The sequence below is a fragment of the Tenacibaculum insulae genome, from assembly GCF_964512435.1.
Classification (GTDB): Bacteria; Bacteroidota; Bacteroidia; order Flavobacteriales; family Flavobacteriaceae; genus Polaribacter; species Polaribacter insulae_A.
Genome location: NZ_OZ208512.1, coordinates 468,512 through 485,502, shown reverse-complemented (window position 1 = coordinate 485,502; position 16,991 = coordinate 468,512). Strand labels below are relative to the sequence as shown.

General features: G+C 29.9%; 13 protein-coding genes and 4 tRNA genes. 12 read left to right on the top strand and 5 right to left on the bottom strand.

What is annotated here, in order from left to right:
- Positions 1 to 48: 48 nt before the first annotated feature.
- A complete protein-coding gene (locus ACN5J5_RS02170; protein WP_418645712.1) occupies positions 49 to 855 on the top strand; it encodes a DUF1338 domain-containing protein in 807 nt (268 codons plus the stop codon).
- 957 nt (positions 856 to 1,812) lie between these two features.
- On the opposite strand, the gene ACN5J5_RS02165 is transcribed toward ACN5J5_RS02170, so the two are convergent.
- Positions 1,813 to 2,454 (bottom strand): hypothetical protein, encoded by a 642-nt coding sequence (locus ACN5J5_RS02165; protein ID WP_418645711.1) that lies wholly within the window; start codon positions 2,452 to 2,454, stop codon positions 1,813 to 1,815.
- A gap of 177 nt (positions 2,455 to 2,631) precedes the next feature.
- Between ACN5J5_RS02165 and ACN5J5_RS02160 the strand changes: the two genes are divergently transcribed.
- Entirely contained in the window at positions 2,632 to 5,136 is a 2,505-nt protein-coding gene (locus ACN5J5_RS02160; RefSeq protein WP_418645710.1) for a M14 family metallopeptidase, read from the top strand.
- 132 nt (positions 5,137 to 5,268) lie between these two features.
- The gene (locus ACN5J5_RS02155; protein WP_084443134.1) at positions 5,269 to 5,424 is read left to right on the top strand and encodes a YqaE/Pmp3 family membrane protein; all 156 of its coding nucleotides are present in this window, start codon (positions 5,269 to 5,271) and stop codon (positions 5,422 to 5,424) included.
- A 232-nt stretch (positions 5,425 to 5,656) separates the two neighbouring features.
- Here the strand turns inward: ACN5J5_RS02155 and pafA are convergent, their stop codons facing one another.
- Positions 5,657 to 7,303, bottom strand: a complete 1,647-nt coding sequence (gene pafA, locus ACN5J5_RS02150) for an alkaline phosphatase PafA (protein WP_418645709.1) — start codon at positions 7,301 to 7,303, stop codon at positions 5,657 to 5,659.
- A gap of 116 nt (positions 7,304 to 7,419) precedes the next feature.
- Here pafA and ACN5J5_RS02145 point away from each other — a divergent pair, with 116 nt between their 5' ends.
- From ACN5J5_RS02145 to ACN5J5_RS02110, 8 genes are all read left to right on the top strand, one after another.
- Positions 7,420 to 8,160 (top strand): MlaE family ABC transporter permease, encoded by a 741-nt coding sequence (locus ACN5J5_RS02145; RefSeq protein WP_418645708.1) that lies wholly within the window; start codon positions 7,420 to 7,422, stop codon positions 8,158 to 8,160.
- On the top strand, positions 8,161 to 8,925 hold the full coding sequence (locus ACN5J5_RS02140) for an ABC transporter ATP-binding protein (RefSeq protein ID WP_418645707.1): 765 nt from the start codon (positions 8,161 to 8,163) through the stop codon (positions 8,923 to 8,925). It abuts the gene before it with no gap.
- A gap of 130 nt (positions 8,926 to 9,055) precedes the next feature.
- A tRNA-Lys gene (locus ACN5J5_RS02135) sits at positions 9,056 to 9,128 on the top strand.
- Between the two features lie 49 nt (positions 9,129 to 9,177).
- Positions 9,178 to 9,260 (top strand) — tRNA-Tyr (locus ACN5J5_RS02130).
- Between the two features lie 174 nt (positions 9,261 to 9,434).
- Positions 9,435 to 9,507 (top strand) — tRNA-Lys (locus ACN5J5_RS02125).
- A gap of 50 nt (positions 9,508 to 9,557) precedes the next feature.
- Positions 9,558 to 9,640: transfer RNA gene (locus ACN5J5_RS02120), tRNA-Tyr, on the top strand.
- A 101-nt stretch (positions 9,641 to 9,741) separates the two neighbouring features.
- Positions 9,742 to 10,857 (top strand): C1 family peptidase, encoded by a 1,116-nt coding sequence (locus tag ACN5J5_RS02115; protein WP_418645706.1) that lies wholly within the window; start codon positions 9,742 to 9,744, stop codon positions 10,855 to 10,857.
- Positions 10,858 to 10,970: 113 nt separating this feature from the next.
- Positions 10,971 to 12,416 carry a DUF389 domain-containing protein gene (locus tag ACN5J5_RS02110; RefSeq protein ID WP_418645705.1) on the top strand — a complete coding sequence of 482 codons (1,446 nt, stop codon included), beginning with the start codon at positions 10,971 to 10,973 and terminating at the stop codon, positions 12,414 to 12,416.
- Positions 12,417 to 12,494: 78 nt separating this feature from the next.
- Here the strand turns inward: ACN5J5_RS02110 and ACN5J5_RS02105 are convergent, their stop codons facing one another.
- The 3 genes from ACN5J5_RS02105 to pdxH are packed head-to-tail and all read right to left on the bottom strand — an operon-like array spanning position 12,495 to position 14,566.
- Positions 12,495 to 13,391: a Ppx/GppA phosphatase family protein gene (locus ACN5J5_RS02105; protein WP_418646523.1), complete on the bottom strand. Its 897-nt coding sequence runs from the start codon at positions 13,389 to 13,391 to the stop codon at positions 12,495 to 12,497.
- A gap of 8 nt (positions 13,392 to 13,399) precedes the next feature.
- Positions 13,400 to 13,888 (bottom strand): SixA phosphatase family protein, encoded by a 489-nt coding sequence (locus ACN5J5_RS02100; protein WP_418645704.1) that lies wholly within the window; start codon positions 13,886 to 13,888, stop codon positions 13,400 to 13,402.
- A gap of 30 nt (positions 13,889 to 13,918) precedes the next feature.
- Positions 13,919 to 14,566 carry a pyridoxamine 5'-phosphate oxidase gene (gene pdxH, locus ACN5J5_RS02095; protein WP_418645703.1) on the bottom strand — a complete coding sequence of 216 codons (648 nt, stop codon included), beginning with the start codon at positions 14,564 to 14,566 and terminating at the stop codon, positions 13,919 to 13,921.
- Between the two features lie 234 nt (positions 14,567 to 14,800).
- Between pdxH and ACN5J5_RS02090 the strand changes: the two genes are divergently transcribed.
- Positions 14,801 to 16,957, top strand: a complete 2,157-nt coding sequence (locus ACN5J5_RS02090; RefSeq protein ID WP_418645702.1) for a TonB-dependent receptor — start codon at positions 14,801 to 14,803, stop codon at positions 16,955 to 16,957.
- The last annotated feature ends 34 nt before the right edge of the window (positions 16,958 to 16,991 follow it).

Genomic DNA, 16,991 nt, shown 5'->3' with positions numbered 1-16,991 from the left:
TGTTTGTTTAAAGTAATATGGTTTAATTTGTGGTAAAATTTATCAAAAATGACAACAGAACAAATATTCGATAAGCTGTGGAAAGAATATACCGAGCGTACTCCTTCTGCACAAAAAATTAAAAATTTATTTACAGATAAAGGTAATTCGGTTTATAATGATCATGTTGCTTTTAGAACTTTTGATGATGAACGAGTAAATATAGAGGCGTTAGCAACTCCGTTTTTAGCTGCAGGTTATCAAGAATGTGGCGAATATACTTTTGAAGCAAAGAAATTGTACGCAAAACATTACGAGCACAAAACAGATAAAAATGCGCCACGAGTGTTTATTAGTCAGTTAAAAACCAAAGAGTTTTCTGCTGAATTACAAGAAACGGTAAAACGTTTAATTGATGGATTGTCTACAGAAAATTTAAATCCTGCCGAATTAGTTTTTAAAGGACGTTTGTGGGAGCAACCTTCTTTTAAGGTATATGAAAAGTTACAAGCTGAAACTGAATATGCTGCTTGGTTATATGTAAACGGGTTTTGTTCTAATCACTTTACTGTTGATGTAAATAAGTTAGATACGTTTGGTTCGTTACAAGAAGTAAATGAGTTTTTAAAAAATAACGGATTTAAAATGAATGCTTCTGGAGGTGAGATTAAAGGAACGCCAGAGCAATTTTTAGAGCAATCGAGCGTGTTAGCAGATCGTATTCCTGTTAAATTTCAGGAAACAACAAAAGAAATTACGTCTTGTTATTACGAGTTTGCTTTTCGTCATTCAATGCAAAATGGTGAATTATATTCAGGTTTTATTGCAGGTTCTGCGGATAAAATTTTTGAAAGTACTGATATGAAATTACAGTAAATAGTATTTAATACTATAAAATAAAAAGACCCAATCTGTATAGATTGGATCTTTTTTTTATGATTAAAATTTAAAACTTCTTATTAGTTGTTAATAGCGAAGCTAGCCGCTTTACCTAATTCAGATAATTGAACTATTGAGTTTTTAAAAACACTTAATCCCCATTTGTGTAATTGTTTAGCCATAATAATATTTTTAAATAGTTTATTAATTTCCCTGGTACAAATGTATGTTGTTTAAGTGGTTGTTTTATAGTGTTTTGTGTGTTTGGTTGTGTTTTTTGTGTAGATGGTAATTTTTTAAAGTAATTGCTTAAAATGTTGTTATTTAGGTTGTAGTAACGATTTAAACTCTATTAAAACTAAAAAAACCAATCTGTATAGATTGGTTTTTTTATAACTTATAATTAAAACTTAAATTTAGTTGTTTATCGCGTAACTAGCAGCTTTTCCTAGTTCAGATAATTGATTCATTGTAGTTTTAAAAACACCTAGTCCCCACTTGTGTAATTGTTTAGCCATAATCTAATAATTAATTAATTTCCCTGGTACAAATGTATGTTGTTTAAGTAGTTGTTTTATAATGATTTGTGTGTTTGGTTGTGTTTTTTGTGTAGATGGTAATTTTTTAAAGTAATTGCTTAAAATGTTGTTTTTTAGGTTATAGTAACGATTAAAACTAAAAAAACCAATCTATACAGATTGGTTTTTTTATAACTTATAATTAAAACTTAAATTTAGTTGTTTATCGCGTAACTAGCAGCTTTTCCTAGTTCAGATAATTGATTCATTGTAGTTTTAAAAACACCTAGTCCCCACTTGTGTAATTGTTTAGCCATAATTTAATAATTAATTAATTTCCCTTGGGACAAAATTAGGACATTAATAAGTTGTTTTAGGTGCTTTTTTTCTGTTTTGTGCAATTGGTAATAAAAGGTGTATAAATGGAGTTTATTTATTACTTTTTGTTTGATATAAACCTTTCGTATTTATCAATTAGTAATTTTTCGTATTGTACCAGGTTGTTTAAAATCTTAATATATTGCTTCATTCCTATATCAAAAGCATCCATTAATTTTTCAGATTGTTTTTTTACTTGACTTTGCATTGAGTAAACTTCCTCTAAAGGTTTAATTTTATCAAACTGAATATTATTTAATATTCCAACAGCTATGGCACTATTCCAAGCACTTTCGTTTAAGCTAAAGTGTAAAAATATATTAGGATTAAAATCGTACTTTCCTTTATATTCCCACACACCTTTGGTGAGAGTTTTAATTGAATCAGCAACAAAAAATTTATTAGGAAACTCTTTTTGGTATTCTTTCATTTCTTGTGCAGTCATCAGTAATTTTTCTCCTCTTTCATATTTTAAAACAAGCTTAGATAAAGAGGGAATTGTTTTACTTGCAGATTCATAACTTTTTAAAAGTAAGGTGTTGTTTAGTTTTACTTCGTTTACAATATTCGCTAAAACTCGCTCGCTTTCATTTTTTTCAATACGACTAATGTTCCAGTTGTTTAATACAAAAGCAATTAGTACACCAATAGTAGTACCTACAATAGAGATAAATAATTGATTCTTATTTTTTCTTTTCATTTTTACACACTTAAAATTGTTGATTTTTAACAAAAGCTATTGCTTTATACAAATATAGCTAAACGTAGTAAATAACTAAGATTAAGAGTTTTTATTATAAATAAATGGTGTTTGTTAATATTTAAAATATCATTTATAGATTTAATATATTTGTTGTTATATCAAACAAAATAATTAATGAAAAAAATCTTTTCAGTATTGCTGATTTTAATTGTAACATCAGTATTCGCACAGCAAAAATTAAATTTATCGTATTATTTACCAAACGATGTTTCGTATAATAAAAATATACCAACACCAAAGTCTGTTATTGGGCATGAAGTAGGAGAGTGGCATATTACACACGATAAATTAGTAGAGTATATGAAGGTTTTGGCCAAAGCTTCTGATAGAATTTCATTTGAAGATAGAGGAAAAACCTACGAAGGCAGACCATTGGTTTTACTAACAATTACTTCGCCTAAAAATCATCAAAATTTAGAGCAAATAAGAAAACAGCACATAAAAGCAACTGATGATGTTCAGGTTAATGTGGCTAAACAACCGATAGTCGTTTATCAAGGATTTTCAATTCATGGTAACGAACCAAGTGGTACAAATTCAGCTTTGGCATCAGCATATTATTTGGCAGCTGCCGAAGGATTAAAAATTGATGAGTTATTAGATAATACTGTTATTTTGTTTGATCCATCTTTAAATCCAGACGGATTGCAGCGTTTTGCATATTGGGCAAATACCAATAAGGCAAGTAATATAAACCCTGATCCGAATGATAGAGAATATCACGAAATTTGGCCTGGAGGAAGAACAAATCATTATTGGTTTGATATGAATAGAGATTGGTTGCCTGTGCAATTACCCGAAAGTAGTGCAAGAATAGCATCGTTTCATAAATGGTTGCCAAATATTTTAACAGATCATCATGAAATGGGAACCAACTCAAGCTTCTTTTTTCAACCAGGAATTCCGAGTAGAACCAATCCGTTAACGCCACAAATGAATCAAGATTTAACAAAAGAAATAGCAACATACCATGCAAAAGCTTTTGATAAAATAGGGTCTACTTATTATTCTGAAGAAAGTTTTGATGATTTTTATTACGGTAAAGGTTCAACTTTTCCAGATATTAATGGAAGTATCGGAATTTTATTCGAGCAAGGAAGTTCTCGTGGTCATGCACAGGAAAGTGAAAACGGAATTTTAACTTTTCCGTTTACTATTCGCAATCAATTTACAGCAACTTTATCAACGCTAGAAGCTGCAAAAAATATGCGTGTTAAAATCTTAAAATATCAGCAAGGTTTTTATCAAAAATCGCGCGATTTATCAGAAAATAAAGCAATTGTTTTTGGTGATGAAAAAGATGCTGTAAAAACTTACCATTTAGCTAAAGTTTTAAAAAAGCATCAAATTAAATTTCACGAATTAAAAGCTGATTTTACATCAAAAGGAAAACAATTTAAAAAAGGGTACAGTTACGTTGTGCCAATGAATCAGAAAAATAATCGCTTAGTAAAAGCAATGTTTGATGTTCGTACCACTTTTAAAGATAGTTTGTTTTACGATGTTTCTGCATGGACATTTAATCATGCTTTTGGTGTTGATTTTGCAGATAATGTATCCCTTTCTAAAGCAGGATTAGAAGTTGTTAATTTAAAGAAAAAAGATGGAAATATAAATAAGCAAAGCACGGTTGGTTATTTGTTTTCTTGGAACGAATATGAAAGCCCAAAGGCATTAAATACGATTTTAAATAACGGGTTGAGAGCTAAAGTTGCGATGAAGCAATTTAAAAATTCGGGAAAATCGTTTGATTATGGATCTATTTTTATTCCAGCTCAAAATCAAAAATTAAAAGGAACCGCATTGTATCAATTTTTAAATAAAGTAGCAATTGAAAATCATCTTGAAATAAAAGGAGTTGATACAGGTTTAAATGATGGAATTGATTTAGGAAGTAGAAATTTTAGAGCAGTAAAACCGCAAAAAGTAGCAATGTTAGTAGGTAACGGAATGACGAGTTACGATGCTGGCGAAATTTGGCATTTGTTAGATCAGCGTTTTAATATGAAATTAACCAAGTTAGATGTTTCGTATGCAGCACGAGTTAATTTGAGTAAATACACAACTATTGTTGTGCCAAATAGTTATTCGATACATAAAAATTTAGAAAGTAAGTTGAAAACCTGGGTTCGTAACGGAGGTGTTTTAATTGGGTATAGAAATGCTGTGAATTGGTTGTCTAATAAAAAGTTTATCAATTTAAAATTTAACAAAGCAAAAAGCGATTCGATAGAAAATGTATCGTTTGAAAATAAATCGTTACAATCTGGAGCACAGGTAATAGGTGGCGCAATTTTTGAAGCAAAAATTGACCGTTCACATCCTATTAATTTTGGGTATAAAAACGATAAAGTTGCATTGTTTAGAAATACGCGTCAGTTTATTCAATCAGATAAAAAAAGCTATAACAATCCGATTCAATACACTAATAATCCATTGTTAAGTGGTTATATATCAGAAGAGAATTTAAAAGAATTAAAAAATACGGTTCCGTTTAAAGTTGGTAGATTAGGATCAGGAAGAGTACTTGTTTTTACTGATAATACCAATTTTAGGGCCTTTTGGTTTGGAACAAATAAGTTGTTAATGAACGCTATTTTCTTTGGTAAACTGATGTAGTCGTAATTAATAAATATTAAAAAACCACAAAGTGTTTTACTTTGTGGTTTTTTAGTTTTAAGCGATTGTTAATTGTAACAAAACATAAAAATACGCGTCTTTATAATATATTAATCTACATAAAAAAAACGAATGAGTTTATTAAGAGTCTTACTAGCAATTTTCTTTCCTCCTTTAGCAGTAATTGGTAAAGGATGCGGTTCTATTGTAATTGTTTTTTTGTTAACCCTTTGTGGTTGGGTACCAGGAGTAATTGCAGCGCTAATAATTTTAAACAACCCGAAATAAAATGTGACTTATTAAAAAAAGGTGTGTCTAACTAATTAGAAAACAATTTTATAGCAATATGATTTACCTTTTTTTAATAGTATTTATAATTTTTACATATAATTTAATGTTTAGTTTTTCAACTAAAAAAACGAGTAAAGTATATTGTAAGGTTAAAAAAAATAATAGATATAAGTAACTCCCCTTTGTGTATTCTAAAAAGAGTACAAGAGGCGCTCAATGAGCGCCTTTTTTAGTTTAAAACTTCTTCTATAATTTTTCCTGTTGTACCGTTAGGAAATTCAATTTGAAGTAAATTAGAAATTGTAGGAGCAATATCAACAATTTCGTATTTCTTTTTTGAAGTCCCTTTTTTAATTCCGTTACCATAAAAAATTATTGGAATATGTGTATCGTAAGAATACCCAGATCCGTGAGATGTTCCTCCATCTTTATAATATGTACTTAATGTTGATGGATCTGGAATTAATAATACATCACCAGAAAATTTTTGATTATAACCGTTTTGTAACGAGTTTAAAATACCTGTTGTAAAAGTTGTGGTTTGTAAAGTTCTTGCGGTAACAGATTTGTATATGTTTTTGTAATTAATAACTTCATCTGCTATTTTTTGAGCAACCGTATTGGTGTTTAAATTTAACGCTTCAATTTTTTCTTTGTTTAAGAAAATTTGAAAGTTAGAAATGTTTTCAACCAAAGCATCTGACTTAAAATATTTTAAAGTAATATTATTTACAAATTCTTTAAATTTTTTATAACTAAAATAATTTGCAGGAATTTTAACTGATTGTAAGTAAGCCGGAACTTGAACAGCAGCATGATCTGCAGTTAAAAATAAGGTGTAATTACCTTCGCCAACTTGTTTGTCTAAAAACTGAAATAAATTAGCCAAATCTTTATCTAAACGTAAGTAAGTGTCTTCAATTTCTTTTGATGCAACTCCAAATTGATGCCCTACATAATCTGTAGACGAGTAACTTACTGCTAAGAAATCGGTATATGCTGATTTTCCTAAATTTTCTCCAATAATGGTAGCTTTAGCAAAGTCGGTAGTTAAAGAATTACCAGCAGGTATTGCTTTTATAATGCTATAATTATTGTTTTTACTTCTTAATTTAGGAATGTTGTGAGGAAAAATAGGTTTTTCTTCACCCATAAAAGGTTCTTCAAAATTATTGTCATCAGCAATACTTTCGGTATATGTGTTAATATTGTAAAGTGTTTTCCAAGGATGTTTTAAATAATTATCTACAATTTTAGAATCGTTAAACTTTTTAACCCAACCAGGTAATTCATTCATATAATATGATGAGGTAATCCAGTCTCCCTTACTGCCTCCATCAAACCAATAAGCAGCATTCGCAGCATGACCTGCAGGTAAAATAGCCGAACGGTCTTTAATAGCAATTCCTATTGTTTTTCCGTTCATATTTTGCGCTAACCTTAATTGATCGGTAACGGTTGTGGTTAACATTCTGTTAGGTGATTTTTTACCGCCTTTACCATTGTTTCCAACAGTGTTGTAATTGCTGTCATCAACACAATAAATAGATTTTTTTAAGAATTTGTCATACCAATTATTGCTAATTATTGCATGGTTTACAGGAGTGGTACCAGTGTAAATAGATGCATGACCAACTGCGGTGTAAGTAGGTATATAGTTATAGTGTGCGTTTTCAAGAGAAAAACCATTGTTTAATAAACGTTTAAATCCGTCGTTACCATATTTATTGGCAAATCTAGTAAGGTAATCATAACGCATTTGGTCTATGACAATACCAACAACTAACTTGGGTTTTTTAATGTTTTTTTTAGGGTTTGGTATAAAACTACACAAACATATGATAGCTAAAAGTGCTATAGATACTATTTTTTTCATTTTAAATTTTAAAAATTATAAAATCAAAGGTAAGTAAATGGACACTAAAACCGATAATAAAGCAAAGAGTTAATGGTTTTTTAATACTTTAGCAAAAAGAAAAATAGATTAGTTTAATGAACTATATTGAACATGTAGGTAAGTATTTTGCAATGCTAAAGCAGGTTTTTACAAAACCGCAACGTGCGCGTGTTTTTCGTGAAGCTTTGTTTAGAGAAATAGATGAATTAGGGCTTAAATCGTTAGGGATTATTGCTTTTATTTCGTTTTTTATTGGAGGTGTAATTGCTTTACAAACCGCTTTAAATTTAGAAAGCCCTTTTATACCAAAATCATTAATAGGTTTTGCGGCTAAACGTTCGGTTATTTTAGAATTTGCGCCAACTTTCTGTTCAATTATTTTAGCAGGAAAAGTTGGGTCGTATATTACTTCTAGTATTGGGTCAATGCGAGTTACAGAGCAAATAGATGCTTTAGAGGTTATGGGTATTAACTCGTTAAACTACCTAGTGTTGCCTAAAATAATAGCAACGGTGTTCTTTTATCCGTTTTTAATAGTTCTTGGAATGTTTTTAGGGATTTTTGGAGGATGGGTAGCCGGAGTACTCTCGGGTTTGTTTTCAGGAACCGATTTTATAACAGGTGTGCAAATGGAGTTTGATCCCTTTTTACTAACCTATGCAATTGTAAAAACGTTAGTTTTTGCTTTTATAATAGCAACAGTACCTTCATATCATGGTTATTATGTAAAAGGAGGTTCGTTAGAAGTGGGAAAAGCAAGTACGCAATCAGTAGTTTGGACAACCGTGCTTATTGTAATCGCTAATTATTTATTAACTCAAATGTTGTTAACATAAATGATAGAAGTAAATAATTTACATAAAGGTTTTAATGGAAATGAAATTTTAAAAGGAATTACCACTTCTTTTTTACCTGGAGAAACAAGCTTAATTATAGGGCAAAGTGGTTCGGGTAAAACCGTTTTTTTAAAATCGTTAATAGGTTTACATACTCCTGAGCAAGGAAATATTGTTTACGATGGTCGTGTAAATACCGAAATGAATATTGATGATAGAAGAAATTTTCGTAAAGAATTAGGAATGGTTTTTCAAGGAAGTGCTTTGTTTGATTCGCAAACAGTTGAAGAAAACGTAATGTTTCCGCTAAAAATGTTTACAAAACAACCTATCAACGAAATGTTAGATAGAGTGAACTTTGTTTTAAAAAGAGTAAATTTAGAAAATTCTAACAAAAAATTTCCAGCAGAATTATCAGGAGGAATGCAAAAAAGGGTAGCTATTGCACGAGCAATTGTTATGAATCCTAAATATTTATTTTGTGACGAGCCTAATTCTGGGTTAGATCCGCAAACATCAATTGTAATAGATAATTTAATACAAGAAATTACTGATGAGTATAAAATAACAACCGTTATTAATACACATGATATGAATTCAGTAATGGAAATAGGAGATAAGATTGTTTTTCTTAAAAACGGAAAAAAAGCATGGGAAGGATCGCATAAAGAAATTTTTAAAACCGATAACGAAGCGGTAGTTAATTTTGTGTATTCGTCTAATTTATTTAAAAAAGTTCGTCAAGCGTATTTATCTGAAAAATAAATTTACAGGTAACTTATTGTAAAACAAGTTGCTAAAATAATTGAATATAAATTGATGTTTTTTTTGATAAAAATACTTTGTAAAAGTAAAAAAGGAATGTATATTTGCACCCGCTAAGGAGAAAAATAATGACCTGGTAGCTCAGTTGGTAGAGCATCTCCCTTTTAAGGAGAGGGTCCTGGGTTCGAGCCCCAGCCCGGTCACAAAAAGCTTTTCTTAATTAAGAAAAGCTTTATTTTTTTCTAAAGCTTTGGGGAGATACCAAAGCGGCCAACTGGGACGGACTGTAACTCCGTTGTCTTACGACTTCGCAGGTTCGAATCCTGCTCTCCCCACAAAAACCTCAATCTTTTTTAAGATTGAGGTTTTTATTTTTACAAAATAAGGGGTGTTTAAGTTAAAAGTTTGATTTAAAGAAGATATACTTTTTTACTATTATTTTTTTGATAAAAAAGTTTGTAGGTTTAAAAATACCTCTTATATTTGCACCCGCTAAGGAGAAAAATAATGACCTGGTAGCTCAGTTGGTAGAGCATCTCCCTTTTAAGGAGAGGGTCCTGGGTTCGAGCCCCAGCCCGGTCACAAAAAGCTTTTCTTAATTAAGAAAAGCTTTTTTTTTTTTCTAAAGCTTTGGGGAGATACCAAAGCGGCCAACTGGGACGGACTGTAACTCCGTTGTCTTACGACTTCGCAGGTTCGAATCCTGCTCTCCCCACAAAAACCTCAATCTTTTTTAAGATTGAGGTTTTTTATGTTTTTAAATTTTTAATGTTATTTTAAAAAAAGTAAATTGCTGATTGAAATAAAATTTATCTCATGAAAAAAATATTGATTGGTGCCGCTTTTAGTTTTTTAACAATTGGTTCGATAAGAGCTCAAAAATATGAGTTTAAAACAATAAAAGACATAGAGAATACACAAGTAAAGAGTCAAGGACGAACAGGTACTTGTTGGAGTTTTTCAACAACATCTTTTTTAGAATCTGAAATTATACGATTAACAGGTAAAAATATTGATTTATCAGAAATGTATACCGTACGAAATACATATGCTGATAAAGCTAGTAATTATTTGTATCGTCAAGGAAAAGCACAATTTAGTGAAGGAGGATTAGGGCACGATGTTATTAATTCGGTTGCTAATTATGGTTTAGTACCTGAGCACGTTTTTTCTGGATTATCAGTAGGGCAAGAAAAACATAATCACGCAGAAGTTGTAGCTGTTTTAAAAGCAATGTTAAATACGTATATTAAAAATCCAGCAAAAGAATTAAGTCCAAAGTGGAAGCAAGCAATAGAAAGTGTTTTGGATGTTTATTTGGGAGAGAATAAAAATGAATTTGAATTTGAAGGGAAAAAATATACTCCAAAAAGTTTTGCTGATTATGTAAAAATAAATCCATCTAATTATATCAGTTTAACCTCTTTTATGCATGCTAAAGTATATGATGATTTTATTTTAAATATTCCAGATAACTTTTCGAACGGATCGTTTTATAATGTGTCGTTAGATGAATTGGTTTCGGTAACAAAAGATGCAGTTAAAAAAGGATATACTGTTGAGTTGGATTGTGATGTTTCAGAAAAAACATTTTCTTCAAAAAACGGGGTAGCATTTATACCTGCAAGCAGTTTAGAAAACGAAAAAGGATTGACAGAGATTGTAAAAGAAAAGAAAATTACTGCTAGTTTGCGTCAATCTGAATTTGAAAATTTTAATACTACGGACGATCATTTAATGCATATTGTAGGTTTGGTAAAGGATCAAAAAGGAAATGAATATTTTAAAGTAAAAAATTCTTGGGGAACAAATCAAGGAAATAAAGGATATGTGTATATGTCTGTTTCGTATTTTAAATTAAAAACTATTTCGGTTTTATTACATAAAGAAGCTGTTTCAAGTAATTTAAAAAAGAAATTAAACTTAAATTAAAAAGATACAATTTTGTTTAAAAGGCTTAAAAAAATCTCTTTTAAGCCTTTTGTTTTATCTAGTAAAAAGCAAATTTTGTATCTTTCGCAAGTTGTAAAAAGCATTAAATTTATATGGAAGAGCAAAATAATAATGAAGAAACAGTAGAGCAATCAAAACAAGAAATTAAAAAAGATGCAAAAGGACTTTGGGATAAAATAAGGAAATTTGTTATTGAATTACTTGATTTTAGAGAGGATACAGATCAAGAAGCTACGATTGAAGCCATAAAAAATGATATTCCGTTTAAAGGAGCAACAGCATGGATTTTAATTTGTTCAATATTTGTGGCATCAATCGGTTTAAATGCAAATTCAACAGCTGTAGTTATTGGAGCCATGTTAATTTCGCCATTAATGGGTCCTATTTTAGGAATCGGAATGTCGGTGGCAATTAATGATATTGATACTTTACGTAAATCTATCATCAACTTAACTACAATGATTGTGTTAAGTTTTTTAACCGCTTTTTTATTCTTTTTTCTATTTCCACTTCGTGAAGAAACTTCAGAATTATTAGGTCGTACTCGACCAGATATTAGAGATGTATTAATTGCTTTTTTTGGCGGATTGGCATTAATAATTGCAAGAACTAAAAAAGGAACAATTGCTTCAGTAATTTTTGGAGTAGCGATTGCTACTGCCTTAATGCCGCCATTATGTACGGCAGGTTATGGATTAGCAATTGGTAATTTAGAGTACTTTTTTGGTGCCATGTATTTGTTTACCATTAATATTATTTTCATCGCATTGGCAACTTTTATTGTGTTAAAATTGTTAGGGTTTACAATGATTCGTTATGTAAATTCAGCTAAAAGAAAAAAAATAGCAAAATTAGTGTCTTTTATAGCTGTAATGGTTATGATACCAGCGATTTATATATTTGTAGGTGTGTATAAAGAAAGCGTTACAAAAGCAAATTATAAAAAGTTTTTAAAAGATGAAATAGCGGCAAATAAAGATTTATGGTTGCAAAGAGAAAGTATAAGTTTTGAAAATAAAAAAATCAACTTATTTTTTAACGGAGATGTTACCGATGCTACGGAAACTTTTTTAAGAAACGAATTAAAGTCTTATAAAAGAATAGATTCGTATGAGTTATTAATTAACGAAAACAAAGCGCGTAGTGTAGATAGAGTTGTTGATGCTTATGATAGAGCCATTAAAGGATTAGATGAAAAAGATAATGTTATAAAAGGGTTGCATAAAGAAATTGAAGATCTTAAAACAACGATATCTAGTTTAAATGAAAGAATTGAGCAAGATAATTTAGATAGAGATAAAAACTCAATTCCTTTTAGTAAAATAAGTAAAGAAGCAAAAATTAGGTTTAACGATATTAAGGCGATTAGTTTTTCTAATAAATTATCATCTAAAGATTTTATTAAAGTTGATACAATTCCGGAACTTTCAGTTATTTGGAGTAAAAAAATAGCCGATTCAGTTATTGTAAAAAAAGAAAAAGAATTAAAAAGTTGGTTAGAAAAAGAACTTAAATTAAAAATTAATTTAGTTAAGTAATATTTTTAAAACAAGTTTTAAAAAAAAGGCTATCTAAAAAATAAAGTTTTTGGATAGCCTTTTTTAAGTGTTTGAAAGCTATAATTTGTTAAAATATAGGCTTTTAATAATTCCATCAGACAATCCTATTTTTGGAACAAATATTTTACGAGCTCCACTCCATTTCATTGCAGAAAGATAAATTTTGGTAGCAGGAACAATAACATCGGCTCTATCGGGGTTTAAACTTAATTCAGAGATTCGTTCTTTATAACTCATCTTTTTTAAGAACTGATATTGGGCATTCAAGTAAATGTATGATATCGGTTTACCAACATCTCTACCAGACATTTTAAACAATTTATTAATGTTTCCTCCCGAACCAATTAAAGAAATACGTTTGTATATTTTGGTGTTTTCTTCAATCCATTCTTGTACTTCTTTAAAAATGGCTTTGTTTTCAGATTTTTTATTATTGATTAATCGTACAGTACCTATTTTAAAAGATTTAGATTTTACAATTCTACCTTTAGAAAACAAGGTAAACTCTGTACTACCACCACCAACATCAACATAAAGGTAGGTTAAGTCCGATTCTATCAACTCATTTAAATCAGTTGCAAATATAATTGCAGCTTCTTTTTTACCATCAATAATATCAATTTCTATTTCAGTTTTTTCTAATATATTCTGTATTACTTCGGCTCCGTTACTAGCCTCTCGCATTGCAGAAGTAGCACAGGCTTTGTATCTTTCAACACCATGCACTTTCATTATTAATTTAAAAGCTTGCATAGCATCAATCATTCTATTTGTATTCTCTTTTGATATCGTTCCGGTAACAAAAGCATCGGCACCTAAACGAATAGGAACTCGAACTAATGAAGATTTTTTAAATTGAGGTTCTTTATTTTTTTCTTCAATAACATTGGCAACTAATAGTCGCACTGCATTTGAACCTATATCTATAGCACCGTATTTTTTTATTTTCAAAATATATAGATTTATCTATGGTTTTTAGGAAATTCAACTAAAGATGTACTTCCTTTTTTTATATTTTTCCAATGTTTTTCTTTAAACTGAATACCGATAACACCACAAGTGGTAACATGAGCTATTGGTTTATCGCCAAATTTATTTACAAAACTGTTAATTCCATGATCGTGACTAAAAATAATAGCACTATCAAAACTATCATCTAAAGCTTTAACAGTTTTAACCAAGTAACCATCGCTAAAACTATATAATTGTCGTTTTATTTTTAAGTTTGAAAGCGGATATTTAAAGTTTTCGCAAAAAATAACAGCTGTATGCAAAGCTCTGTTTGCACTACTTGAAATAAAAACATCAGGTTTGTTAATTTCTTTAGATAAATGTTTAGATAAAAGATGTGCATCTTTTATTCCACGCTCTTTTAATGGCCTGTCGATATCTTCAATGCTTTCGTATTTCCAAGAAGATTTTGCGTGACGAACGATATAAAGTGTTTTCATGTAATTTTTTAAAGCTATGTAAATATAAAACTAAGGAGCTAAACGGTCAAGTTTCCAAGAAAAATCTTTTTGCAATGTGTACCTTATACGATCGTGCATTCTGTTAGGACGACCTTGCCAAAATTCAATCGAAATTGGTTTTACAATAAAACCTCCCCAATGTGGTGGACGCGTAATTTCTTTTCCGTTAAAACTTTCTTCAGTTTTTTTTAGTTGCTGATCTAACTCTTCGCGAGAGGCAACAATTTCGCTTTGGTTAGAGGCCCAAGCACCTAATTTACTTCCGTCTGGTCTTGATTCAAAATAACCATCAGACAAATTTTTAGGAAGTTTTTCAGCATTTCCTTTTATAATTATTTGTCGTTCTAAACCAGCCCAAAAAAAAGACAAACATACATTGTTGTTTTTTAGAATGGCTTTTCCTTTTTCAGAATTATAATTCGTGTAAAAAATAAAGCCTTCCCAAGTATATTTTTTTAATAAAACAATCCTGTTTTTAGGAAAACCGTCTAAACCTATTGAGGCAACACTCATCGCATTTGCTTCGTCAACCATTTCAGAAGCATCCGCATCAAAAAACCAATCTCTAAAAAGTTCAATTGGGTTTTCTGGGCAATTTTCTTTTAATAATTCTTGCTTTTCGTATGATTTTCTATAATCGCTTAAATCGTGTGACATAAAGGTTGTTTAAACAATGTAAAAATACAGTTTTATCAAATAATTACTTCTTTTTTAGCTTTAAAATTTAGCAAGATTTGTAAAAGAATGTATATGTGTTTTAGGTAAAACATTAATAAGTAATTATAAATTATAGTAAAAAACAATTCGTCTTTAATTTTATACAACTCAGTATTTCTTTTTGTGTTAAATTTTAAAAAGAACGCAGTTTTGTGTCATCAAAAAAAATAAAAAATGAAACGAATAATATTTATTTTATGCCTATTTATTAAAGGCTATTTAATGGCACAAATAACCATATCAGGAGTTGTAACAGATGAAAAAGGGATGCCTATTGAAGGAGCAAATGTGTATTTAGATGGAACTTATGATGGAACATCGACTGATAAAAAAGGTGTTTTTTCTTTTACAACATCAGCAAAAGGAACAAAAACATTGGTGATTTCTTTTATTTCTTTCGAAACATTTTTAAAAACTGCGGATGTTTTAACGCTAAATAATTTGAAAATAAAATTAAGAGATGATGTTAATACATTGGATGCAGTTACAATAAATGCAGGTACTTTTGAAGCAGGAGATAACGCAAAAGTTACCGCTTTAAAACCTCTGGATATCGTAACAACGGCAAGTGCTTTGGGCGATTTTGTTGGTGCTTTGCAAACTTTACCAGGTACCTCTGCAGTTAATGAAGACGGTAGGTTGTTTGTTCGTGGTGGAGAAGCCGAAGAAACACAGATTTTTGTAGACGGAATAAGAGTGTTTACACCTTACACTCCGTCTGCAAATAACATTCCAACTCGCGGACGATTTTCGCCATTTTTATTTAAAGGAATTACTTTTTCTACAGGAGGATATTCGGCGGAGTACGGACAAGCACTATCTAGTGTTTTATTATTGAATACTACGGATGAAATGGTTGAAGAAAAAACAGATTTATCTTTTATGACCGTTGGTTTGGGTGTTGGAAATACCCAGGTTTTTGGTAAAAACTCTTTAAGTGTAAACGCTTCGTATGTAAACTTATCGCCGTATCAAGCTGCTTTTCCTGATAATAATCAATGGCATAAACCTATACAAGCGCTAAGTGGAGAGGCAGTATATCGGTTTAAGTTTAAAAATGAATCAATGTTAAAAGTATATGGAGCTTTTAGTTATACTGATTTTGATTTAACGCAAGAAGATATAAATTATGACGAAGGTGTAAGGTTTGGGTTGAAAAACAGAAACTTATATTTTAATACTTCCTATAAAAATAGTTTTGGAGATGGATGGAAAATTGCAACAGGTGTAAGTTTTACGAACGATTATTCTGATAATAAAATTATAGATGATAAGGTTACTGCTGATGAAAATTCGGCGCATGTAAAAGTGGCGGTGAAGAAACGTTTTACAAATCGATTTAAATTAAATTTTGGAGCAGAATATTTTATGACTGATTTTAATGAAAATTATAAGAGTGTAGGTAATCCGAAGTTAGAGTATGGATTTGATAATAATATTTTTGCTAGTTATGTAGAAGCAGATATTTTTTTCTCTAAAAAGTTAGCTTCAAAAGTTGGGTTTCGTGGTGAATACTCTGAATTATTAAATGAGTTTACAGTTTCTCCAAGAGCTTCTATTGCTTATAAATCTGGTAAAAACACACAATTTTCATTTGCTTATGGACGTTTTTTTCAAAACCCTAAAAATGATTATTTAAAGTTTAACACCAATTTTAAAGCTGAAAATACTTCTCATTTTATTGCGAATTATCAATATGTAAAAAACAAACAAATTTTTAGAATTGAGGCTTATTATAAAAATTATCAAAACTTAGTAAAGTACAATACTGATGTTTTTTTACCAACTTCTAGTTATTCAAATTTAGGAACAGGCTATGCACAAGGAATTGATGTTTTTTGGAGAGATAATAAGAGCATAAAAAACACGGATTATTGGATTTCATATTCGTTTTTAGACACCGAAAGAGATTATAAAAATTATCCAACAAAGGCTACTCCAAATTTTGCATCAGCACATAATTTATCGGTAGTGGCAAAACATTTTATAACCGATTGGAAAAGTCAGGTAGGGTTGAGTTATAATTTTGCTTCTGGTAGAAATTATACTAATCCTAATAAAACAGGGTTTTTAAATAGTAAAACTCAAAACTACAATTCGGTAAGTGTAAACTGGGCGTATTTAATTAGTCAACAAAAAATATTGTATTTCTCAGTAAACAATGTTTTAGGAACTCAAAATGTATTTGGATACAATTATAAAAATACGCCAAATATGAACGGTGTTTTTAATAGGCAAGCAATTACACCTAATGCAGATCGATTTTTCTTTGTAGGTTTTTTCTGGACAATTAGCGATAACAAAAAAGATAATCAATTAGATAATTTATAGTTTGTTTTGACTAAAACAACGGTAAAATACAATT